Source organism: Nocardioides montaniterrae (assembly GCF_054782655.1).
This window is the reverse complement of sequence record NZ_BAAGSB010000004.1, coordinates 56324-79448: the sequence shown is the minus strand read 5'-3', so window position 1 is coordinate 79448 and position 23125 is coordinate 56324. Positions and strand designations below refer to the sequence as shown.

The 23125-nt window shown below is 72.9% G+C and carries 17 protein-coding genes; 14 read left to right on the top strand and 3 right to left on the bottom strand.

All coding sequences use genetic code 11. From position 1 onward, the window contains the following. Positions 1–25: 25 nt before the first annotated feature. Complete coding sequence (locus ACYVJ3_RS08305; protein WP_460852366.1) at positions 26–772, bottom strand: LytR/AlgR family response regulator transcription factor; 747 nt, start codon at positions 770–772, stop codon at positions 26–28. Further along, positions 769–1878, bottom strand: coding sequence for a sensor histidine kinase (locus ACYVJ3_RS08300; RefSeq protein ID WP_460852365.1), 1110 nt, complete (start codon positions 1876–1878; stop codon positions 769–771). The genes ACYVJ3_RS08305 and ACYVJ3_RS08300 overlap by 4 nt, the downstream gene beginning before the upstream one ends. 175 nt (positions 1879–2053) lie before the next feature. Here ACYVJ3_RS08300 and ACYVJ3_RS08295 point away from each other — a divergent pair, with 175 nt between their 5' ends. The 8 genes from ACYVJ3_RS08295 to ACYVJ3_RS08260 all read left to right on the top strand — a co-directional run bounded on the left by ACYVJ3_RS08295 (position 2054) and on the right by ACYVJ3_RS08260 (position 12733). Beyond that, a complete protein-coding gene (locus tag ACYVJ3_RS08295; RefSeq protein WP_460852364.1) occupies positions 2054–3517 on the top strand; it encodes an alkaline phosphatase PhoX in 1464 nt (487 codons plus the stop codon). A 47-nt stretch (positions 3518–3564) separates the two neighbouring features. Further along, positions 3565–4740 (top strand): serine/threonine-protein kinase, encoded by a 1176-nt coding sequence (locus ACYVJ3_RS08290; protein WP_460852362.1) that lies wholly within the window; start codon positions 3565–3567, stop codon positions 4738–4740. A gap of 106 nt (positions 4741–4846) precedes the next feature. Continuing rightward, a complete protein-coding gene (locus ACYVJ3_RS08285) occupies positions 4847–6415 on the top strand; it encodes an MFS transporter (protein WP_460852361.1) in 1569 nt (522 codons plus the stop codon). Between the two features lie 166 nt (positions 6416–6581). Further along, the gene (locus ACYVJ3_RS08280; RefSeq protein WP_460852359.1) at positions 6582–8660 is read left to right on the top strand and encodes a molybdopterin oxidoreductase family protein; all 2079 of its coding nucleotides are present in this window, start codon (positions 6582–6584) and stop codon (positions 8658–8660) included. Continuing rightward, positions 8657–10132 (top strand): FAD-dependent oxidoreductase, encoded by a 1476-nt coding sequence (locus ACYVJ3_RS08275; RefSeq protein ID WP_460852358.1) that lies wholly within the window; start codon positions 8657–8659, stop codon positions 10130–10132. Before ACYVJ3_RS08280 ends, ACYVJ3_RS08275 begins: the two co-directional genes overlap by 4 nt. 65 nt (positions 10133–10197) lie before the next feature. Further along, a complete protein-coding gene (locus ACYVJ3_RS08270; RefSeq protein ID WP_460852356.1) occupies positions 10198–10986 on the top strand; it encodes a VOC family protein in 789 nt (262 codons plus the stop codon). Between the two features lie 25 nt (positions 10987–11011). Next, the gene (locus tag ACYVJ3_RS08265) at positions 11012–11476 is read left to right on the top strand and encodes a MarR family winged helix-turn-helix transcriptional regulator (protein WP_460852354.1); all 465 of its coding nucleotides are present in this window, start codon (positions 11012–11014) and stop codon (positions 11474–11476) included. Positions 11477–11485: 9 nt separating this feature from the next. Beyond that, positions 11486–12733 (top strand): YibE/F family protein, encoded by a 1248-nt coding sequence (locus ACYVJ3_RS08260; protein ID WP_460852353.1) that lies wholly within the window; start codon positions 11486–11488, stop codon positions 12731–12733. 65 nt (positions 12734–12798) lie between these two features. Here the strand turns inward: ACYVJ3_RS08260 and eccCa are convergent, their stop codons facing one another. After that, positions 12799–16848, bottom strand: a complete 4050-nt coding sequence (gene eccCa, locus ACYVJ3_RS08255; protein ID WP_460852352.1) for a type VII secretion protein EccCa — start codon at positions 16846–16848, stop codon at positions 12799–12801. 92 nt (positions 16849–16940) lie between these two features. On the opposite strand from eccCa, the gene ACYVJ3_RS08250 reads away from it, so the two are divergent. The 6 genes from ACYVJ3_RS08250 (at position 16941) to ACYVJ3_RS08225 (ending at position 23026) form a co-directional block, all read left to right on the top strand. Continuing rightward, entirely contained in the window at positions 16941–18302 is a 1362-nt protein-coding gene (locus ACYVJ3_RS08250; RefSeq protein WP_460852351.1) for a hypothetical protein, read from the top strand. Positions 18303–18424: 122 nt separating this feature from the next. Next, the gene (locus ACYVJ3_RS08245) at positions 18425–18757 is read left to right on the top strand and encodes a WXG100 family type VII secretion target (RefSeq protein WP_460852350.1); all 333 of its coding nucleotides are present in this window, start codon (positions 18425–18427) and stop codon (positions 18755–18757) included. 19 nt (positions 18758–18776) lie between these two features. Continuing rightward, complete coding sequence (locus tag ACYVJ3_RS08240) at positions 18777–19079, top strand: WXG100 family type VII secretion target (protein WP_460852349.1); 303 nt, start codon at positions 18777–18779, stop codon at positions 19077–19079. 99 nt (positions 19080–19178) lie between these two features. Beyond that, positions 19179–20543 (top strand): type VII secretion integral membrane protein EccD, encoded by a 1365-nt coding sequence (gene eccD, locus ACYVJ3_RS08235; protein ID WP_460852347.1) that lies wholly within the window; start codon positions 19179–19181, stop codon positions 20541–20543. A 9-nt stretch (positions 20544–20552) separates the two neighbouring features. Further along, positions 20553–21938, top strand: a complete 1386-nt coding sequence (locus ACYVJ3_RS08230; protein WP_460852345.1) for a type VII secretion protein EccB — start codon at positions 20553–20555, stop codon at positions 21936–21938. Beyond that, positions 21929–23026, top strand: a complete 1098-nt coding sequence (locus tag ACYVJ3_RS08225; protein WP_460852343.1) for a hypothetical protein — start codon at positions 21929–21931, stop codon at positions 23024–23026. Before ACYVJ3_RS08230 ends, ACYVJ3_RS08225 begins: the two co-directional genes overlap by 10 nt. Positions 23027–23125 lie beyond the last annotated feature (99 nt).

Below are 23125 nucleotides of genomic sequence, written 5' to 3'. Positions count from 1 at the left end.
CCGGTCACCCGCACCCTCTGCTGGTTCACTCCTGACCCCGGCGGGTACGCCGCAGCAGCTCGCGCAGGCTCGGCGTGAGCCGTCGCGAGACCGGGAGGTCGCGGTCACCGACCCGGACCGTCAGCCGGCCCCCGGCCTCGTGGATCTCGTCGACGTGGTGCAGCGCGACGAGGAAGGAGCGATGGATCCGCACGAACCCGCCGTCGCGCCAGCGCTCCTCCAGCATGCTGATCGGCAGCCGCACCAGGTGCGTCCCGGTGGCGGTGTGGAGCCGGCTGTAGTCGCCCTGCACCTCCACGAACCGCACCTCGCCCCGGTGCACGAACCGGGTCACTCCACCCAGCTCGACCGCGATCGTGTCCTCCGCCGGGCGGTCGACCTTGCCGAGATCGGGTCGGTTGTCGGGACCCGAGTCGACGATCCGGCGTACGGCCTCGCGCAGCCGCTCGGTGCGCACCGGCTTGAGCAGGTAGTCGACGGCGTGCAGGTCGAACGCCTCGACCGCGTGCTCGGAGTGGGCGGTGACGAAGACGATCGCCGGCGGCGTGGGGGACCGGCCGATGACCGCGGCCAGGTCCAGCCCGGACAGCCCGGGCATCGCGATGTCGAGGAAGACCGCGGCGTACGTCGACGAGCGCAGCTCGGCCACGGCGTCGGTCGCGACGTTGCAGCCGGTGATCGACCCGACCCGCTCGTCGCTCCCGAGCAGGTAGACCAGCTCGTCGAGGGCGGGCTGCTCGTCGTCGACGACCAGCACGCGCAGCGGCGTCATGGGCGCACCCCCGCGGCGTACTTGGGGACCCGGACGGTGACCTTGGTGCCGGCGCCCGGGGCCGTCTCGACGACCAGGCCGTAGTCGTCACCGAAGCTGGAGCGCAGCCGCTCGTCGACGTTGGCCAGGCCGACCGAGTCGAGGCTGACGTCGCCGGCCAGCACCCGGCGGATGCGCTCGGGGTCCTCGCCGACGCCGTCGTCCTCGATGGTGATGACGGCCTCGCGATCGAGGTCGCGGCCGATGATCGTGACCGAGCCGCCCTCGGCGCGGGGCGCGAGCCCGTGGCGCACGGCGTTCTCCACCAGCGGCTGGAGCGAGAGGACCGGGATCGTCACCGGCAGGATCTCGGGGGCGATCTGCAGGGTGACCCCGAGGCGCGGCCCGAAGCGGGCCTGCTCGAGGACGAGGTAGCGCTGGATCGAGGACAGCTCCTCGTCGAGCGTGGTGAAGTCGCCGAGCTGGCGGAAGGAGTAGCGCGAGAAGTCGGCGAAGTCGAGCAGCAGCTCGCGGGCGCGGTCGGGGTCGGTGCGCACGAAGGAGGCGATCGCGGTCAGCGAGTTGTAGATGAAGTGCGGGCTGATCTGGGCCCGCAGCGCGCGCACCTCGGCGGCCATCAGCCGCTGCCGCGAGCTCTCGAGCTCACCGAGCTCGAGCTGGCCCGAGACCCATCGGGCGACCTCGGTGGCGGCGCGCACGCGGCCGGCCGAGGTGTTCGGGCCGAAGACCTGCAGCGAGCCGACGACCCGGTCCTCCACGGTCAGGGGCGCCAGGATCGCGCTGCGCAGCGGGCACTGCGGGTCAGCGCAGTCGAAGCGCGCGTGCTTGGCCACCGTGGTCGCGCCCTCCTCGGCGGCGAGGTGGGCGAGCTCGGGCGCGTGCTCCCCGTGTGCGGGACGTACGCCGTCCCAGGCCAGCAGCGCGTCGACGTCGGTGAGTGCCACGGCCGGTGCCGAGAGCAGCGAGCGCACGTGCCGCACGGACTCCTCGGCCGAGCTCGCGGTGAGGCCACCGCGCAGGGCGCCGGTCATCAGCGAGGCCGTGTGCAGCGTGCGGAACGTGGCCCGGTCGGCCTGGCTGCCGAGCTGCCCACGCCTGCCGAACACCGCCGTCTCCTCTGTCTCGCCCCCAGCGTTCGCAGGGTAGCGGTGCGCCGGCGTACGGCGAAGCGTTCCGTTGCGTCCGCCAAGCATTCACGTGGGCGCCGCGGCACGGACACCGGGAGTGGATCGACTGGACCGAACACCCCTGGTTCCACCTCGTACCGAAGGACACCACCCCATGTCTGCATCCCGTCGTTCCCTGCTCTCCGGCGGTGCCGCCGCCGGTCTCGGCCTGGCTGTCGCCGGCGCCATGCCCTCGCTCGCCGAGGCCACACCCGGCAGTCGCTCGGCGACCCCGCGCGGCACGGGCCTCACGCCCGCGAAGACGTTCCCGCCCCTCGCCGACGATCCGGCCGGCATCATCGCGCTGCCCGCCGGCTTCAGCTACGCGATCGTGACCCGCGCCGGCGTGACCACCCTCGACGAGGGTGCGAAGACGCCCGGCGCCCACGACGGCACGGCCGCGTTCACGGTCGGCCGCGGCAGGTACCGCTTGATCCAGAACCACGAGCTCAAGGCCGGCAACGAGCTCGGCGTGCCCCACGTCGCGGGCACCGTCTACGACCCCGGCGCCGTCGACGCCGGCGGCTGCACGGCGATCAGCACCGACGCCAAGGGCCGCAACCTCGGCGAGCACGTCGCCATCTCCGGTACGTCGACCAACTGCGCCGGCGGACCGACGCCGTGGGGCACCTGGCTGACCTGCGAGGAGACCGAGGACCGCGCCGGCAAGGCCTGGAGCGGCAACGGGAAGAGCGGTGTCTACGCCAAGGACCACGGCTACGTCTTCGAGGTCTTCCACGACGGGACCAAGAACCCCGAGCCGATCAAGGCCTTCGGCCGCTTCGCCCACGAGGCGTGCGCGATCGACGCCGCCCAGAAGCACGTCTTCCTCTCCGAGGACGCCTCCGGCCCGAACGGCCTGTTCTACCGCTGGACCGCGCCGCGCGGCTTCAGCATGGGCCCGGGCCTGGCCGACCGCCTCGGCGACACCGATGGCGAGCTCGCGGCCATGCAGATCCTGATGCCGGACGGCTCGGTCCTCCCCGACGTCGCCTACCTGACCTCCGCGCAGATGGGCCGCCCCTTCCCGGTGCGGTGGAAGGCGGTGCCGGACCGCGACGCCCGCACCACGTCGGTGCGCAAGCAGTACGCCGACCGGGAGGTCACCCGCGGCAAGAAGTTCGAGGGCGTCTACGGCACCGACGAGGGCGTGTACGTCGTCAACTCGTTCGCGTTCTCCGAGGGCGACCTGCCGGCCGACGCCGTCGCCCACGACGGCATGGTCTGGTTCTACGACTACGCGGCGGAGACCATCCAGCTCGTCGCCTACTTCCCGCACCAGGCCACCGCGGTCAGCGGCGCCGCGGCGAAGTACGACGACCTCACCTTCGACGGCCCCGACAACGTCACCGTCACCCCGTGGGGCTCGCTGGTGCTGGCCGAGGACGGTGCCGGTGCCTCGCACGTGCTGTCCTCGACGCCGTACGGGCCGACCCAGGCGATCGTGCGCAACATGCTCAACGACTCGGAGTTCACCGGTCCCACGTTCTCGGCCGACGGCCAGGTGCTGTTCGTGAACATGCAGACGCCGGGCCTGACCTTCGCGATCACCGGTCCCTGGGAGAAGTACCTCGGCTGAGGACCCGGGCGACGGATGGACCGCGCTCGAACGGGTACCGGGCCGCCGTGCCGGACGTCCTCCTTCCTCTTGCCGGCCGCTACGACCTGGGTGAGCTGGTCGGTCGCGGTGGCATGGCCGACGTACGCCGGGCCACCGACCGGGTCCTCCAGCGCGAGGTCGCGGTCAAGCTGCTGCGCGGCCACGAAGCGGCGCCGGACGAGCGGGCACGGTTCGCGACGGAGGCCCGCGCGATCGGCCGGCTCGCGCACCCCGGCATCGTCACGCTCCTCGACGCCGGCCTCGACGAGGACCGGCCCTACCTCGTCCTGGAGCTGATCGAGGGACCGTCGTTGGCCGCCCGGATGGCTCAGGGACCGCTCGACCCCGCGGAGGTCCTCTCCATCGGCATCGCGTTGGCCGACGCCCTCGCCTACGCCCACGCCCAGGACGTCGTGCACCGCGACGTCAAGCCCGGCAACGTGCTGCTCGACGCCGAGGGCCACGCCTACCTCGCCGACTTCGGCATCGCGCGACTGGGCGACTCCGCCACGCGGCACACGGCGGTCGGGCACGTGATCGGGTCGCCGGCGTACGTCGCCCCCGAGCAGGTGCTGGCCGAGCCGGTGGGACCACCGGCCGACGTCTACGCGCTCGGGTTGGTGCTGCTCGAGGCGCTGACCGGCCAGCGTGCGTTCGAGGGCACCGGGACCGAGGTCGCCTACGCCCGCATCCACGGAGCCCCGGAGATCCCGGTCTCCCTGGGGCCGCGGTGGACCTCCACGCTCGCGGCGATGACCGCGCGCGAACCGGCGGACCGGCCCTCGGCCGCCGTGGTGCGTGACCTGCTCACCGGTGCGGGAGCGCCCGACCGCGGGGCGACCGAGCCCTTCGCGGTGGCGCCCGCCGCGACCACGACCCGGTCGCTCGGGGGCGCGCCGCGCCGGTGGCGGGCGTGGTGGTGGCTCAGCGGGGCCGTCGCCTCCATCGTCCTGGTGAGCCTGCTGGTCGGTGGCACCGACCCGAGCACGGGCGACGGACCGGCCCCAGCCGTGGGCGCGACCGCTTCCGGCGCTCCGCGGACGCCCGCGGCGCACCCCTCACCGACCACCGTCGCGGCAGCATCAACCCCGGTGGTCGCCCACCGTGCGCCGAGGCATGCGCCGCACCACGCGGTGCACCACCGGGCCGCGAAGCCGAAGAAGCACCACGGCAAGGGGCACCACAAGCACCGTCACCCGTGAGGTGGTGAGGAAAGGTTGACCCTTTGGGGCCGGCCGCGCGCGGTGGGCCGAAACGGGCCGCCCACAGGATCAAGGCATTGAATCGCCCGATCCTGTAGGAGCCGCAATGACTCTCACCAACAATGCCTCCGGGGTGTCCGAGGCCGTCGACAACGCTGTCGCCGCCGAGGCCACCCGCCGCCGTGGACGCTGGATCGACGACTGGCGTCCCGAGGACCCCGACTTCTGGGCCAACGGCGGGGCCAAGATCGCCAAGCGCAACCTGATCTGGTCCATCTTCTCCGAGCACGTCGGCTTCTCGGTCTGGCTGATCTGGAGCGTCTCGTCGGCCTTCCTGCTGGCGCAGGGCTTCAGCTTCACGCCCCAGCAGCTGTTCTTCCTCGTCGCCATCCCGAACCTCGTCGGTGCGCTGCTCCGGGTGCCCTACACCCTCGCGGTCGGCAAGATCGGCGGGCGCAACTGGACGATGGTCAGCGCCGGCATGCTCCTGCTGCCGACGTTGCTGTTCGCCTACTTCGTGACCCAGCCGGGCACGCCGTACTGGGCCTTCTGCCTGATCGCGGCCACGGCCGGTGTCGGTGGTGGAAACTTCTCCAGCTCGATGGCGAACATCAACTTCTTCTACCCCTCGCACCTCAAGGGCTCGGCCCTGGGCCTCAACGCGGCCGGCGGCAACGCCGGTGTCGCCGTGATCCAGTTCTTCCTGCCCCTCGTGGTCGGCGGGGCGGGTGCCTTCGGCCTGGTCAAGGCCTCGGCCGGTGGCATCCACCTGGAGCGCGCCGCCTGGCTGTACGCCGGTCTGTCGGTGCTCGGTGTCCTGGCGGCGTACTTCTTCATGGACAACATCACGTCCGCGAAGACCGACACCAAGTCGCAGCTCTCGGTGCTCAAGCACCCGCACACGCTGATCATGGCGTTCCTCTACATCGGCACCTTCGGCTCGTTCATCGGCTACTCGTCCTCGATGCCGCTGCTGATCAAGCTCAACTTCTGGCGCCAGCCCCTGCCGTCGGTCGTCGGCATCGGCATCAACTTCGCCTTCTACGCCTTCCTCGGCGCGCTCGTCGGCTCGGCCACCCGTCCGCTGGGCGGCTACCTGGCTGACAAGTTCGGTGGCGCCAAGGTCACCGTCGTCGCGTTCCTCGGCATGATGGTCGGCACGCTCGGCCTGCTGTTCACGCTCGGCCGGCTGGAGGCCTTCCCGCCGCCGCCCACCCCGGACGTGCTGGCCAAGATCGCGGCCGACCCGAAGGCGTTCACCTTCCCTGAGCCCGTCGTCCACGCGATCCACGCCAACCACGGTGTCTTCCCGATGTTCCTGGCGATCTTCCTGATGGTCTTCGCCTTCAGCGGCATCGGCAACGGGTCGGCGTACAAGATGATCCCGGCGATCTTCCGCAAGGACGTCGTCGGTGCCACGGCCGAGGGCAGCCCCGAGCGTGAGCTCGGCCTGCTCGCCGCCACCAAGAAGGCCTCGGCCGCCGCCGGCATCATCGGCGCGATCGGCGCCATCGGCGGCTTCCTCATCCCGATCACGTTCTCCAACCCGTGGGTCACCGACCCGCTGGGCGCCACCAAGACCGCGTTCTGGATCTTCACCGCGTTCTACGTGGTGTGCGCGGTCGTGACCTACCTGGTCTACGTGCGGAAGAAGGCGACGTACGCCGGCGTCTGATTCCACCTGCAGGTCGAGAGGTCGCACCGGCGACCCTCTCGAGACCGGGCCGGGACCGCGATGGAGCGGCCCCGGCCCGGTTGCGTGTGAGGACGTGAGAACTAGTTGACGCCGAGGGTCGGCTCGAGTCTCCGACCGCGAAACCGCGAGCACCAGAATTGAGCCCATGACCGAGACCCGGCCGACGCAGGTCCGCACCCACTGCCCGTACTGCAGCCTGCAGTGCGGCATGACCCTGCAGGTCCAGGGTCGCGGCCCGCGGGCGGTCCTCGAGGTCCAGCCGTGGGACGAGTTCCCGGTCAACGAGGGCGCGATGTGCCGCAAGGGCTGGACCGCTGCGGGTCTGCGCGGCCACCGCGAGCGGCTGACCACGCCGATGATCCGTGACCGCGCCACCGGTGAGCTCAAGGCCGCCACCTGGGACGACGCGCTCGACCTCGTCGCCGCCCGCATCTCCGCGATCCAGGCCGAGCACGGCAAGGACGCCGTCGCGGTCTTCGGCGGCGGCGGCCTGACCAACGAGAAGGCTTACCAGCTCGGCAAGTTCGCCCGGGTCGCGCTCGGCACCAGCCAGATCGACTACAACGGCCGCTGGTGCATGAGCTCGGCCGCCAGCGCCGGCAACCAGGCCTTCGGCATCGACCGCGGCCTGCCGTTCCCGCTCGCGGACGTCGAGCAGGCCGACGTCGTGGTGCTGGTCGGCTCCAACATGGCCGAGACCATGCCGCCGGCCGCGCGCCACCTCGACCGGCTGCGCGAGCGTGGCGGCAAGGTCGTCGTGATCGACCCCCGGCGTACGGCGACGGCCGACCGCGCCGACCTCTTCCTCCAGCCGGTCCCCGGCACCGACCTCGCCCTCGCCCTCGGCGTGCTGCACCTGCTCGACGCGGCCGGTGCGGTCGACGAGGCCTATGTGGAGGCGCGCACGACGGGCTTCGACGCCGTACGCCGATCCGTGGCGGCGTGGTGGCCCGAGCGGGTCGAGCGCGTGACCGGCGTCAGCGGCGAGGAGCTCCGTGCCCTGGCCACGCTGATGGCCGGCAACCAGCGCGTGATGGTGCTGACTGCGCGCGGTGCCGAGCAGCAGTCCCAGGGCACCGCCACGGTGCTGGCCTGGATCAACATCGCGCTCGCTCTCGGGCTCCCCGGCAGGGAGTACGCCGGCTACGGCTGCCTCACCGGCCAGGGCAACGGCCAGGGCGGCCGCGAGCACGGCCAGAAGGCCGACCAGCTGCCCGGCTACCGGATGATCGACGACCCGGCCGCCCGGGCGCACGTCGCGCGCGTCTGGGGTGTGGAGCCGGAGACGCTGCCCGGCAAGGGGCTCTCGGCGTACGAGCTGCTCGACAGCCTCGGCTCGGGTGGCGGCGCGAAGGCGCTGCTCGTCCACGCCTCCAACATCGTCGTCTCGGCGCCCAACGCGGTGCACGTCACCGAGCGGCTCGAGTCGCTGGACCTGCTCGTCGTGGCCGACATCGTGATGAGCGAGACCGCTGCGCTCGCCGACGTCGTGCTGCCCGTGACGCAGTGGGCCGAGGAGACCGGCACCATGACCAACCTCGAGGGCCGGGTCATCCTGCGCCAGGCCGCCGTGACGCCGCCCGAAGGGGTGCAGAGCGACCTGTTCGTCATCGACGGTCTGGCCCGCCGGCTGGGCTCCCCGATCGCGTTCTCCCAGGAGCCGGAGGAGATCTTCGCCGAGCTGGGCGCCGCGTCGTCGGGCGGCAAGGCCGACTACGCCGGCATCACCTACGACCGGATCCGCGACGAGTCGGGCGTGTTCTGGCCCTGCCCGTCGCCGGACCACCCCGGCACCCCGCGCCTGTTCGCCGACCGCTTCCCGACCCCGGACGGGAAGGCACGCTGCCTGGTGCAGGAGCACGTCGGCGCGGCCGAGCAGCCCGACGACGAGTACCCGATCCACCTCACGACCGGCCGGGTGCTCGCGCAGTACCAGTCCGGCGCGCAGACCCGCCGGGTCAGGGAGCTCCCCGACGTCGGCGCGTTCGTCGAGATCCACCCGATGCTGGCCGCCCGTCTGGGGGCCGAGGAGGGCGCGCCGCTCACCGTGCGCACCCGCCGCGGCGAGATGTCGGCCCCGGCCCGCCTGGTCACCACGATCCGCCCGGACACGGTCTTCGTGCCGTTCCACTGGGTCGGCGCGAACAAGCTGACCAACGACGCGCTCGACCCGTCGAGCCGGATGCCGGAGTTCAAGGTGTGTGCGGCGGAGGTGCGCGCATGAGTGACCTGATCAGGAAGCGGCTGGTCGTCGTCGGGGCCGGCATGGCCGCCACACGGCTCGTCGAGGAGCTCGTCGCTCTCTCCGCCGACTGGGACATCACGATCCTGGGCGACGAGGCAGCGGCGCCGTACAACCGGATCCTGCTGTCCGCCGTCCTCGAGGGCACCCACCGTCCCGAGGCGATCACGCTGCGGGGCGAGGACTGGTTCGAGGCCAACGGCGTCGACCTGCGGCTCGGTGCGCGTGTCCTGGGCGTCGATCGCGAGCGCTCCGACGTGATGCTCGTCGACGGCACCGTGATCGAGTACGACGCCCTCGTGCTGGCCACCGGCGCGATCCCGACCCTGCCGCCGATCCGCGGGCTGGTCCGGATGGACGGCTCGCTGCACGAGTCGGTCCACGCCTTCCGCCACCTCTCCGACTGCGAGGGCCTGCTGTCCGCGCTCGACGACGGGCACAAGCGGGCGGTCGTCGTCGTCGGCGGCGGCCTGCTCGGTCTCCAGGTCGCCCGCGCCCTGGCGACCCGGGGCCTCGAGGTCGAGGTCGTCGAGGGCTCGGACCACCTGCTGCGCGGCCAGGTCGGCCGTACGGCGGGCCGGCTGCTCGCCCGTGATCTGAAGCGGATGGGCACCCAGGTCTACACCGGCGCGCGCGCCGTACGTCTCGTCGACGCCAAGAGCGGCCCTGGCTTCGGCCTGGCGCCGACCCGCGAGATCGACGGCCGCGTCTCCCTCACCCTCGACAACGGCGCGGTGCTCGACACCGACCTGGTCATCCTGACCGCCGGCGGTCGCCCGGCCACCGCGCTGGCCCGCAAGGCCGGCCTCGAGGTGCACCGTGGCATCGTCGTCGACGACTCGCTGCGCTCGGTCAGCTGCGGGCCCGGCGAGGAGATCTACGCGATCGGTGACTGCGCCGAGCACGAGGGCCGCACCACCGGCTTCGTCCCACCGGCCTGGGAGCAGGCGGGCATCCTCGCCGCCCTGCTCGCCGGCAAGCCGGCCACGTACGACGGGCACCGCAACGTCGCGCGTCTCCGCGCCACAGACCTCGACGTGGCCGTCCTCGGCGACCCCGAGGCCGAGGTCGGCGACGACTGCCAGGTCGTGGAGATGTCCAACCCGGTCCGCGGCTCGCACCGCAAGCTCGTGGTCCGCGACGGCCGGATCATCGCCGGCGCCCTGGTCGGCGACCTGTCCCGCGTCGGGCTGATCACCCAGCACTTCGACCGCGGCACGGTCCTCGGTCCCAACGAGCCCGGCGAGCTACTGCTGGCGGTGACGGAGGGCGCCGACGTGGCGGCGCAGATCCAGCTCCCCGACGACGCCGAGGTCTGCCAGTGCGCCGGTGTCTCCGCCGGGGCCATCCGCGCCTGCTCCTCGCTCGAGCAGGTCAAGTCGTCGACCCGCGCGACCACCGGCTGCGGCGGCTGCTCCGACGCCGTCCGCCAGCTGCTCGCCACGCGCGCCTGAGCCGTCACCCGGGTCAGTCCCGCGAATCCCTTCCCCGGGTCGGTGTCGAAGGCCAAGATGACCCCATGCCCACTCGCAACGAGCCCTGGCCGGCCGGCACCCCGAACTGGATCGACCTCGCGGCCGACGACCCGGTGGCGGCGGCCACGTTCTACGAGGGCCTCTTCGGCTGGACGATCGAGGGCGGCGGCGAGGAGACCGGCGGCTACGCGATGGCCACGCTCGACGGTCACCAGGTCGCCGGGATCGGCCCACGGCCGAGCCCCGAGGCGCCGAGCATGTGGTCGACGTACTTCGCCTCCGACGACGCCGACGCCGCGGCGGCTCGCGTCAAGGAGAGCGGCGGCACGCTGCACATGGACCCCTTCGACGTGATGGACGCCGGCCGGATGTTCTTCGCGACGGCGCCGGACCACTCGACCTTCGGCGTGTGGCAGAGCATCCAGCACCACGGGGTCGGCCTGTTCAACGAGCCGGGCTCGGTCGCCTGGAACGAGCTGCTCTCGCGTGACCTCGAGATCGCGCGCACCTTCTACGCCCAGGTCTTCGACTTCACCTACGAGGACGTCAGCACGCCGGACTTCCGCTACTTCCTGGCCCAGCCGCCGGCGGCCGAGCGGCCCGTCGCGGGTCTCGGTCCGGCCGACTCCCTGCCCGCGGGCGCCCCGAGCGTGTGGATCACCTGGTTCGCGGTCGCCGACTGCGACGCGAGCGTGGCGAAGGTCGAGGAGCTCGGCGGGACCACCACCATGGCGCCGCAGGACAGCCCGTTCGGCCGGATGGCCGTCGTGTCCGGCGTACAGGGTGAGGTGTTCGGCGTGATCCAGCTGGACACCAACGAGCCCGGTCGCTGACGGCGCCCCTCCTAGACTGGCCGGCGTGACGACCCGGTGGCTCGATGAGCGTGAGGCGGCCGCCTGGCGCGGCTGGCTCGACGCCCATCGCCTGCTCTTCGCCGAGCTCAACCGCGAGCTGGGCCGGACCAGCGGGCTGTCCCTGGCCGACTACGAGGTGCTGGTCGCGCTGACCGACGTCCCGGAGCGCAGCCTGCGGGTCTTCGAGATCGGCGAGCACACCGGCTGGGAGAAGAGCCGCGTCTCCAAGCAGGTCGCCCGGATGGCCGCGCGCGGCCTGGTCGTACGCCGGGAGTGCCTCGATGATCGACGCGGTGCCTTCATCGACCTCACGCCCGCCGGCGAGCAGGCGATCGCCGCGGCCGCTCCGCCCCACGTGGAGCTGGTCCGGGAGCTCGTCTTCGACCACCTGACGGCCGAGCAGGTCGACGTGCTCGCCACCATCACCTCCGGGATCCGCGAGCGCCTGACCGCACGGGCGCCTGAGTAGCCTTCGCACGTGGGTCACGGACACGGGCACGGCCATGCGGCGGCGGACCTCGATCGCGCGGTCCACGTCGGCGCGACCGCGCGCAACCTGCTCCTCGGCGGGCTGGTGCTCGCTCTCCTGGCCACGATCGTCGGCCTGGCCGTCTGGTGGCCCGACCACGCGGTGCGGGCCGACCGCGGCATCGCGGCCGAGCAGGGCGTCCGGTTCGCCGCCCCGGGCGTGACCTTCCCGCAGGGGGAGATCACCGCGGTCGGCGCGGCCTGCCCGGCGAGCACGAGCACCCAGCCACCGGGCTGCGGCACGATCACCGTCGACCTCGGCAAGGACGGTCAGCAGCGGGTCACCGTCCCGCCGGAGGTCGCCGCATCCGGCCTGGCGAAGGGCGATCGGGTCGAGATCCTCCGCACCCCGCCCACCGGCCAGGCGCCGGCGACGTACTCCTACTTCACCACCCTGCGCGGCCACTCGCTGCTCTGGCTGACCCTGCTCTTCGTGGTCGTGGTCCTGGCGGTGGCCCGGCTGCGGGGCCTGTTCGCGCTGCTCGGCCTGGCGGTCGGCGGCGCGGTGGTCTGGTGGTTCCTGCTGCCCGCGCTGTACGCCGGCGCGCCCGGCATCGGGGTGGCCCTGGTGAGCGCGACCGCGATCATGTTCGTGGTGCTCTACTCGACCCACGGTCTCTCGTTGCGCACGAGCACAGCGCTGGCCGGCACCCTGGTCGGCATCGCGCTGACGGCGCTGATCGGTGCGATCTCGATGGGTGGCGCGCACCTGACGGGCATCACCGACGAGAGCGCCACGATCCTGCAGACCCTCAAGCCCGACCTGGACTTCCGCGCCCTGCTCGGTGCCGCGGTCGTGATCGCCGGCCTCGGTGTCCTCAACGACGTGACCATCACCCAGGCCTCCGCGGTGTGGGAGCTGCGCGCCGCGACGCCGGACGCCAGCCGCCGCAGCCTGTTCACGAGCGCCATGCGGATCGGCCGCGACCACATCGCCTCCACGATCTACACGATCGTCTTCGCGTACGTCGGCACCGCCGTCGTCGGTCTCCTGCTGGTCCAGGTCTACGGCCGGCCGCTGATCGACCTGGTCTCCTCCGAGCAGCTGGCCGAGGAGATCGTGCGGACCCTGGCCAGCGCCATCGGCCTGGTGCTCGCCGTACCGATCACCACGGCGCTCGCCGCCGTCATCGCCTCCCCGGGAGCGTCCGCGAAGCCGCCGAAGGCGCCTGCCGGTCGCCGCATCGCCGGCCGCTGATGTCGCCTCACCCGTCACACAGGCCCCTGAGTTGCACCAATTCCTGCACCGGGCCGCCGACGACCTCAGACGCTCGGCTCGGTCCAGGCCAGCTGCAGCGCCTCGGTACCCCGATCACGGGTGACCAGCCGGCCTCGGCCGGGCTGGGCCAGCGACGGCCGGAGGCCGCCGATGAGCGGACCCTCGTCGCGGTTGCCGGAGAGCAGGATGCCGGGCTGGGCGAGGTCGCGCAGCGACTGGATGACCGGCTCGTAGAGCGCCCGTGAGGCGCCACCCGAGCGCCGCGCGACGACCAGGTGCAGGCCGACGTCGTGGGCCTGCGCGAGCAGCGGCTGCAGCTCCTGGATCGGTGAGCTGGTGCCCGTCGCGACGAGGTCGTAGTCGTCGACGACCACGAACACCTCGGCACCGGTCCACCACGACCGCGTGCGGAGCTGCTCGGGCGTGACGTCGGGACCGGGGATGCGGCTGCGGAGGTACGCCGCGAGGTCGGCCAGCGCGGGCTGTGCCTGCGCCGCCGAGGTGAGGTAGCTGAGCTGGTTCTCCTCGGGGATCTCGCCGAGCAGCGAGCGCCGGTAGTCGACGATCATCAGCTGGGCCTCGGCCGGCGTACGGGTGCGGATGACCTCGCGGCAGTAGGAGCGCAGGAACGTCGACTTGCCGGACTGGCCGTCACCGAAGAGCAGCAGGTGCGGCTCGGCGTCGACGTCGAGGGCGACCGGGGCGAGCTCCTTCTCGTTGATGCCCAGGATCAGGCGGCGGTCCAGGCCGCCACCGGCCGAGGCCATCTCCCGCAGGCGCTCGAGGTCGATCCGGTCGGGCAGCAGCCGCAGCTTGGGGCCGGGCTGGCCGCGCCAGGCGCGGGTCACGCGGTCGATCAGGTCGTCGACGCCATCGCCGAGGCTGTCGGCGTCCGGTGAGCCGTCGACCCGCGGCAGCGCGCCGAGGAAGTGCAGCTTGCCGGGCAGGATGCCGCGCCCCGGGCGGACCGGCACCAGCGAGGCCAGCTTGCGGTCGATCTCGGAGTCCATCGGATCACCCAGCCGGAGCTCGAGTCGGGTGCCGAACAGGTCGCGGGTCGCGGCGCGGAAGTCCGCCCACCGGGCGGCCGCGGTGATGACGTGGAGACCGAAGGTCAGGCCGCGCGTCGCGAGCTGCTGGATCTCCATCTCCAGGTCGTCGAAGTCGGCGCGGATCGAGCTCCAGCCGTCGACGACCAGGAAGACGTCGCCGTACCCGTCGTCGATGGTGGCGCCACCGGAGGCGCGGAACCGACGGTTGCGGTAGGTCTCGATGGAGTCGATGCCGTTCGCGCGGAAGTAGGCCTCGCGGCGGTCCACGATGCCCTTCACCTCGGCCACGATGCGGCGTACGACCTCGGGCTCGGCGCGTGTGCCGACGCCCGAGACGTGCGGCAGGTGGGCCAGGGGCGTGAACGTGCCGCCACCGAAGTCGAGGACGTAGAACTGCGACTCCAGCGGCGTCGTGGTCAGCGCGAGCGAGGTGACCACGGTCCGCAGCAGCGTGCTCTTGCCGCTCCGGGGACCGCCGACGATCGCCGCGTGACCCGCGGCGCCGGCCAGGTTGATCGAGAGCGTGTCGCGACGCTGCTCGCGCGGGCGGTCGACGGTGCCGATCGGCACGACCAGGCGCCCGGCCGCGCGCCACTGCTGGGAGACGAGGCCGAGATCGGGGTCCGGCGCGAGGTCGGGGAACAGCCCGTCCAGCGTGTCCGGCACGTCCAGCGGCGGCAGCCACACCTGGTGCGCGGCCGGGCCGTGGCCCTCCATCCGGCGTACGGCGATGTCCAGCAGGGACTCGCCGTTCTCGTCGACGGGCACCGGCAACGGGGTGACCTCGGAGACCTCCGCGGCGGCGTAGTCCTGCACCTCCGAGATGGTGAACGGCAGGATCCCGCGACGCGGTCCGCCGGAGGTCGCGCGGGAGGCCGCGCGGCCGGCCGGGGGCCCGGAGACGTACGCCGCCTTGAACCGCAGCATCGTCGTCGGATCGGGCTTGAGGTAGCCCAGGCCGGGCACGGCGGGCAGCTCGTAGGCATCGGGTACGCCGAGCACGGCTCGCGACTCCATCGCGCTGAACGTGCGCAACCCGATGCGGTAGGACAGGTGCGACTCCAGGCCGCGCAGGCGGCCCTCCTCCAGGCGCTGCGAGGCGAGCAGCAGGTGCAGCCCGAGCGAGCGGCCGAGGCGACCGATCGCGACGAAGAGGTCGATGAACTCCGGCTTGGCCGAGAGCATCTCGGAGAACTCGTCGACGACGATGAACAGCGAGGGCATCGGCTCGAGGGCCTCGCCGGCGGCGCGGGCCTTCTCGTAGTCGCGGACCGAGGCGAAGTTGCCGGCCTCGCGGAGCAGCTCCTGGCGGCGCACCATCTCGCCGGACAGGGCGTCCTGCATGCGGTCGACGAGGGTGAGCTCCTGGGCGAGGTTGGTGATGACCGCGGAGACGTGCGGCATCTCGGACATGCCGGCGAACGTCGCACCGCCCTTGAAGTCGACCAGCACGAAGTTGAGCTGCTCGGGGGAGTGGGTCAGCGCCAGCCCGAGCACGAGCGTGCGGAGGAACTCGGACTTGCCGGAGCCGGTCGCGCCGATGCACAGGCCGTGGGGGCCCATGCCCTGCTGGGCGGACTCCTTGATGTCGAGGTGGATCGGGTTGGAGAGCCCTCCGGCCTCGCCGATCCCGATCGGCACCCGGAGCCGGTCGCGGGCGGGGCGCGGACGCCAGGTCGTGGCGGGATCGAGGGTGGTGACGTCGCCGAGTCCGAGCAGGGTCATGAAGTCGAAGGGGCCGGCCGTCTCGGTCGGGTCCTCGCCGACCACGGTGCCGGCGCTGGGCGTGTAGAGCGCGGTCAGGCGGCGGGCGAACGCCTCGGCGGTCGCGACGTCGCACTGGTCGGCCTTGGCGTGGATGGGCGTCGCGCGCTGGCGGGACGCGAGCAGCGCGACCATCGGCTCGCCGGCCACGGTCTCGGCGGGCTCGCCGTCGGGCAGCTCGAGCACCAGCGTCGAGGCCTCCTCGACGTCGCTCCAGCGTCGGGGCAGATCGATGACGGTCACGCCGTGGAGTCCGTCGTCGGGGATCAGGTGGTTGCCCGGCGGCAGCGTCGCGCCGTCGGTGACCAGGACGACGTGCGGCAGCGCGGCCCGCTCGTCGGCTCCGAAGCGAGGACGGTCGCCGAGGTCGGCGGGCAGCATCGTGATCAGCTCGTCGAGCGAGGTCGAGACCATCCGGGCCGGCCCGATGGCGTCGGTGCGCCGGGCGCTGTGGGCGTGCGGGAGCCACTTGATCCAGTCCCACCGGGCCAGGGTGTCCTCGCCGGCCAGGACCGCGATCTGCACGCCGTCCGGCGACTGGAACGCGGCGGCGGAGCAGAGCATCGCGCGGACCAGCGCCCGGGCCTGGTCGGCGGCTCCGCGCACCTCGATCCGGGCGAAGGCGCGCAGGTCGACGGCGGCCGGGAGGTCCGGCTGGTTGCGGTGCACCACGAGCAGCCGGTGCAGGGCGGAGGCGGCGGCCGGGTCGACGTCCTCGATGGCGGTCCCCTCCGGTGGGACCAGCTCGAGGGCGAGCGGCTGCGCGCACACGCCGTACCTCGCCTGGAGGAACATCGGGTCGCTGGTCGTGCGCTCCCAGACGCGCGAGCGGTCCTCGGCGAGCGAGGGGAGCGCCGACGGCGCGGGGTGGTGCCAGGTGAGGGCGTCACGCTGCTGGTCGGCGGCCTCGCGCGCGACCTGGCGTACGCCGGAGAGGTAGCGCAGGTACTCCGTGCGGGACCCGGACACCGTCTGCTGGCGCTGCTTCCGCTGGCGGTCGATCTGGATGACGATGAAGCCGAGGGTGGCGAACAGGAACATGCCGGCCGCGATGAAGCGCGGCGCCTGGTTGCCGCCGCTGCCGCTCATGCTGGTCACCAGGATGATCGAGCCGAGGCTGCCCAGCATCGGGATCGCGTTCATCGCCACGCCCGCCGCGCCCTCGTTCGGCTGCAGCTGCGGCGGCTCCTGGAGCTGGATCTGCCCGGACGGCATCTCGGGGCGCTCGGAGCGGCCTCCGCGCAGGACCGGGGTCTCGCCGGCCTTGGTGGTCACCATCGCTTTTGCTCATCCGTTCGTCGATCTGCCCGATCACATCCGTCGATTGGTGGGATTACCCTGCCATGGAGCTCGCCAATCTCGGAGGAACGATGTCCACCATCCCGGCTGTCCCCGGTCCTGACCTGCAGGGCCTCGCCGCGGTGTCCGTCCACGGCCCGCGCGGTGTGGTCGACCTGACCGTCCCCGACGCGGCCTCCTTCGCCGAGATCGCCTCGGCGTACGCCGCCTCCGCCGCGCTCGCCGCGCCGCCGCGCCTCGTCCTCGCCTCCGGTCGCGAGCTGGCGCCCGACGCCACCCTCGCCTCCGCCGGACTCGCCTCGGGCGTCGTGCTCGTCGCCGTGGAACCTGCCGTTTGGGCACAAACGACAGCTCCGACCGCCGAAAAACTGCCGTTTGTGCCCAAACGGCAGTCCTCCGGGGCCCTGACCGCGGCCCTCGCCGCGCTGGCGGTCGCGCTCGGAACGGCAGCCGCGATCGCGACCGACCACCGCACGACGGCAGCCGTCGCGGCCCTCGTGGGGGCCGTCGTCGGGATCGCCCCGTTCGGCGTACGTCGCCTCGCCCGGGTGGTGACCGCGCCCGCGCTCGGTGCCGCGGCCGGGGTGGCGCTCGCCTGGAGCCCGCACGCCGAGCGACTGCCGACGGTCGTCGCCGCCGGCACCCTGGCCGCCGCCGTGACGGCAGGGATCGGCCGCTCGGTCACGCCGGATGGAAGCCCTGCCCACGAGCCGCTCAAGGTGTGGATCGCCGCCGGCGTCGGCTGGTTCGCCCTCGCCTCGGCCTGCGCCCTGCTCGGCACGCCGGACAGCGTGCCGTGGTCGCTCGGCTTCCTGATCGCCGTGCTCGGTGCCCGCTGGGTGCCGGCATTCGCGATCGACGTGCCCGACCAGCACCTGCTCGACCTCGAGCGCCTCGCCGTCACCGCCTGGAGTGCGCGCGAGCGACCGGCCGGCAAGCGCGGCAGGGTCGTCATCGGTCAGGAGTACGTCGACGGCCTGGCCCGCAGCGGCGGGCGCACCGTCCTGGCCTCGTCGGTCGCGATCCTGGTGGCCGTCCTCGTCTCGGCGCCCCTGCTGCTGACCAGCAGCGACCAGACCGTCGACCGCGCCGGTGCGCGGGTCATGGTCCTGGCCGGTGGGGGCGCGCTGCTCCTCGCGGCCCGCAACTACCGCCACGTCGTGGCCCGGCGCCTGCTCAGGCTGGCCGGTGTCACCGGCATGGTCCTGGTGGCGGGCGCGGTGCTCGACGGTCTCCCGGTGTGGCTGGTCGCCGCGAGCCTGGTCGTCGCGACCGGGCTGATCGTGATGGCGGTCGCGCTCGGCCGCGGCTGGCGCTCGGCGTGGTGGTCCCGGCAGGCCGAGATCGCCGAGGCGCTGTGCGGTGCGACGGCGATCGCGGCGCTGTTCGTGGCCACCGGGCTCTTCCGCGACCTGTGGGATCACCACATCTGATGTTTAGCCCTCGACGAGGGCGGGGTAGCAGTCAGTCATCGGCTCTTTGGCAACACTCGGGAGCCACCGGATAACGAACCATCCGCAGGCTCCTCTCGGGGCCACCACATCAAGGAGCACACATGGGTAACGATGCCCCGATCGTCGGACAGGGAGCCGGCGTCCTCTCGCAGGCCGCCAAGCTCGTCGCCGACGCCAAGGCCGACTTCGCCAAGCAGAGCCAGAACCTCGACAGCCAGATCGCCCAGGTCAAGGGTCGTTGGGGCGGCGCCGGAGCGACCGCGTTCCACTCGCTGCACGTCGCGTGGACCGAGAAGCACCAGACGATCGTCAACGCGTTGAACAACTTCGAGGCGTCGCTGCAGGCGACCGAGAAGGACAACATGAACACCGACCAGTCGGCCGGCGACGCCATGACCAGCCTGAGCAACAAGCTCGGCTCCATCCCGAACTGATCGACGAGGAGATACGACGATGTCTGACGGAACCGACGGCCTCCGGGTCGAGCACGGCGCCCTTGATGGCGCAGCACAGGACATGGCCACCACGGTCAAGCAGATGGACGCCCGGCTCAACCAGCTCGAGCACGACCTCGCGCCGCTGAAGTCGCAGTGGCTGGGCTCCCAGCAGGTGGCCTACCAGCAGGCCAAGGCCGCCTGGGACCAGGCGATGGCCGAGATGCAGGCGCTCCTCGGCGAGACCAGCACCACGGTCGCCCAGTCCAACGTGGACTACGCCTCGGCCGACAGCCGCGGTGCCGCTCGCTTCGAGTTCTGAGCGAGCACCCGTAGGACCCAGGAGGGGGCCGACACGATCGTGTCGGCCCCCTCTCCGCATGAGATGGTGCCCCTGCTCGTTTGATCTCGGGAGGATGAATTGACCGCCACACCGCTGCAGTCCGGACTGGTACGCGTCACCGTCACCTCCGGCACCCGCCGCGTCGACCTGATGCTCCCCGGAGCCGTCCCCGTCGCCGAGCTGCTGCCCGAGCTCGCGCGAAGCGTCGGCCTGCTCGACGGTGCGACCGCGCACGGCGGCTACCGCGTCGTCGCCTCCGACGGCCGCCGGCTCGCGACCGACACCGGTCTGACCGCCCAGGGCGTCGAGGACGGCGGCCTGCTGACGGTGACCGCCGGGGTCGACGTACCTGCACCGCGGATCTACGACGACGTCGTCGAGGCGATGACCGACGCCGTCGAGGGGCACCTCGCGCCGTGGCGGCCCGAGTCGGGCCGGCGTACGGCTCTCGTCGCCGCCGCCCTCCTGCTCGCCCTGGGCGCTGCCGCGCTCTGGCAGCTCTCCGACCGCAACCTCGCCTCGGCTGCTGCGATCGTGGTCGCCGTCGCCCTGTGCGCCGGGTCGGTCGTCCTCTCGCGCGTCCAGGCCGAGCCCGAGGCCGCGGTCGCCGTCGGCTGGCTCGGTGCGGCGTACGCCGGCGTGGCCGGCGCCCTGCTCACGCCGGCCGGCTCGGCGCCGCTCGGCAGCCCCATCGCCGCAGCTGGAGCCGGCGCGCTGCTGGCCGGGATGGTCTGCGTGCTGGGCCTCGGTGAGGGTCGGGTCCTGCTCTTCCCGCCGGTCGTCCTCGGCGCGATCGGCGTGATCATCGGGCTGGCGATGCACGGCGCGCACGGCGACTGGCCGGCCCGGGTCGTGGCCATCGCCCTGGCGGTCGTGGTGCTGCTCGGCAGCGTCTTCCCGTGGCTCGCCCTCGGGGCGACCCACACCCGCGTCGACCCGATGTTCAACCACGCCGACATCACCGCCGACCCGGCCGACGTCGTCGCCGACGACGTCAGCGCCGACGCCCGCACCGCCCACGAGATCCTGCTCGCGATCACCGGTACCGTCGGCGCGCTGCTCGTTCTGGCCTCGCCGGTCGCGGTCCACCTCGGCCTGGCCGGCGCGCTGCTGGCCGTCGACGCCGCGCTGGTCCTGGTGCTGCGCACCCGCCAGTACCGCACCGGCTCGGAGGTCATGGTCGGGCTGGTCTCCGGCATCGCCGGCCTGCTCGTCACCGCCGTCGCGGTGCTCCTGCAGCACCCGACCTGGCGTCCGACGGTCGCGGTCGTCCTCGCGGTGGGTGGCGCCGCCCTGCTGGCCGGCACGCTGCTTCCGGCCGAGCCCTCCGTACGCCGCGGCCGACTCGGCGACGTGCTCGAGACCGTCGCGCTGCTGAGCCTGCTTCCGCTGCTGCTGGTCGCGATCGGCCTGTTCGGCTCGGTCTCGGACCACGTGGGCTGAGGTCAGGAGATGGCCACCAAGAAGGACCTCGTCGAGGCCTACTCGTTCAGTCGCCGCCGGCTGGTGACCGCCTTCGTCTCGGGTGCGCCCGGCGGTCGGGAGGTCGAGCCGTCGCGGCCGGGCCGCACGGTCATCGGCGGGCTGGCGCTCGGGGTCCTGCTGCTGGCGGGTGCCGCGATCCTCGGTGTCTTCAAGCCGGGCAGCACCTTCGATCCCGCCCAGGCGGCCCTGCTGGCTGGCCCGCACGGCGTCCTCTACGTCAACCTCCCCGCCGCCGATGACGCCGCCGCGGTCGACACCACGGGCGACGCCAAGAGGTCGCCCACCCTGCACCCGGTCATCAACTCGACGTCCGCGATGTTGATCCTCGGCACCGACGAGCCGGGCAAGCTGACCGACAAGGACCTGACCAAGTACGGCAAGGCCGGCCCGATCGGGATCCTGCAGGCCCCGGCCACGGTGCCGGAGCCGAGCGACCTGGTGCAGTCGGGCTGGACCGCCTGCACCGCGAGCGGTCACGGCGTACGGGCCAAGATCGGCGCCTCCGCCACCGTGCCGTTCTCGGGGGCGGTCCTCATCCACGACTCGGCGTACCACGTCCTGGCGACGAACGCGGCCGGCGAGGCCCACGTCTACGACGTGGACCAGGCCCGTCTCGGCCCGCTCGAGACCGCGCTGCACCTGAACAAGAGTGCGGTGCAGGTGTCGGCGAAGTGGACGGCGCTGTTCCCCCAGGGCACGCCGCTGACGGCCCAGGGGCTCGGCATCGGCACCATCGGCTCCCCGCTCCCGACCTCGGCCATCGGCCAGGCTGCCCTCAACGGCGACCTGTTCGACGCCAGCGGTGAGACCCTCGTCGCGACCAAGGACGGCTTCGCCTCGGCAACCCCGTTCGCCAAGGCCGTCCTCAGCGCCGAGAACGCACGCCCCCGGGGCGCCGCGCCGGCCAACTACCCCCAGCCCACCGAGCCCTTCGACCCCGACTGGCCGACCGCCGTGCCGACGACGACGCTCGTCGGCGCGCAGGTGTGCGCGGTCCTCCGCCCGGGCAGCGGTGGCGCCACCTCGGTCTCGCTCGCCACCGCCGCCGACCCCGGTGTGAACGGCTCCGAGCTCCCGGCGGGCGCGATCGACGCGGCCGTCGACCCCGGGAAGGGCGCCGTGGTGCAGTCGGTCGCCGGTACGCCGACCAGCGGTACGCCGTACCTCATCGACGACCGTGCCTTCGCCTACCGCATCGCGAGCACGGGCGATCTCGGACGCCTCGGCTACGCCAAGGTCGCTCAGGTCCTGGTCTCGCCGTCCTGGATCGCGCTGTTCCACCCCGGCGTCGAGCTGTCCCGTGCGGCGGCGCTCTGCCCGCCCACGGTGTCCGGGGGCAAGGCGTGCTCCTGAGGCGCGGCCTGGCCGTCCTGGTCACGGCGGCGGCGGTCAGCGTGGTCCCGACGACGGCGGCACACGCGGCCGACCGGCCGTGCGGGACCGGCGGCGCCGGAGACGGTGGCGCGACCGGCAAGGGCAAGCCGTACGACGAGCTGGGCATCGCCGGCGCGGCCCAGCGGGCCGGTGGGTCGCACGCGGGCAAGGGCATCCACCTGTACGTCGTGGACACGCTGTCGAGCAGCGACGCGCACGCCGCCATCGCCCAGGGGATCGCCGAGGAGATCGCGCCGGGCCTGACCACCCACCTGGTCAAGGTCGCCGGAGACCTGCCGACCGCATCGACCCTGGCATCGGCCCTCGACGGGCTGCGCGGGATCGGAAGCCACGACATCGTCCTGGTCCCGCGGATCGTCGCCACCGACCCGACGCTCAAGACCGCCGTCGCCGGCCTCACCGGGCGGGCGCTGGTCATCGCGCCGATCGGCGACGCGCCGACCGCCGCCGACGACCCGGTGGTCGGCCAGTTCTACGAGGCCGACTCCAACGCACCGCTGCGTGATGCGGCCGGGGCGGTGGCGCCGGCGGCGTACGCCGGTGTGCTCGGCGTCGGCGTCGCGGGCTCGTCCTTCGGCGCGGAGGCACCCGCCCTGCTCGACTCCGACGTCGACCTGGTCGCCCCGGTGGGGGGAGGCGTGTCGAAGGACGGGATCGGCCCGTGCGTCGTCGACGGGATCACCACCGACTGGGCCGCCGCGGAGGTCGCCGGCGTGGCCGCGATGGTCTGGGCCAAGCTCCCGGCGCTGTCCGCGGGCCAGGTCGTGACCCGCCTCGAGAAGACCGCCGACGGCGGTGGCAGCTGGCAGGGGAACCTGGCCGGGTACGGCGTGGTCCAGCCGCTCGCGGCCGTCACGGTCAGCGACCAGGCGCTCGCTGCGCGGGGACCGGTCGACCCCGACCAGCGCCGCGCCCCGGCCCCGCAGACCCGCGACGACGTGCTCGCCCCGACCCGCCGTGCCGCCCTCTGGTGGGGCCTGCTGGGCGGTGGCGGCCTGGTCGTCGCCCTGTTGCTGCGGCCGCTGCTCGCCCGACGTCGCTCCTGAGCCCTGTCCGGGATTCGTCCGGACCGCGCGTCGGCGCGTGACCGCGACCGCTCGTCGGGTGTTGGCTGGGTGCGGACGTGAACCTGCCGGAATCGCTGC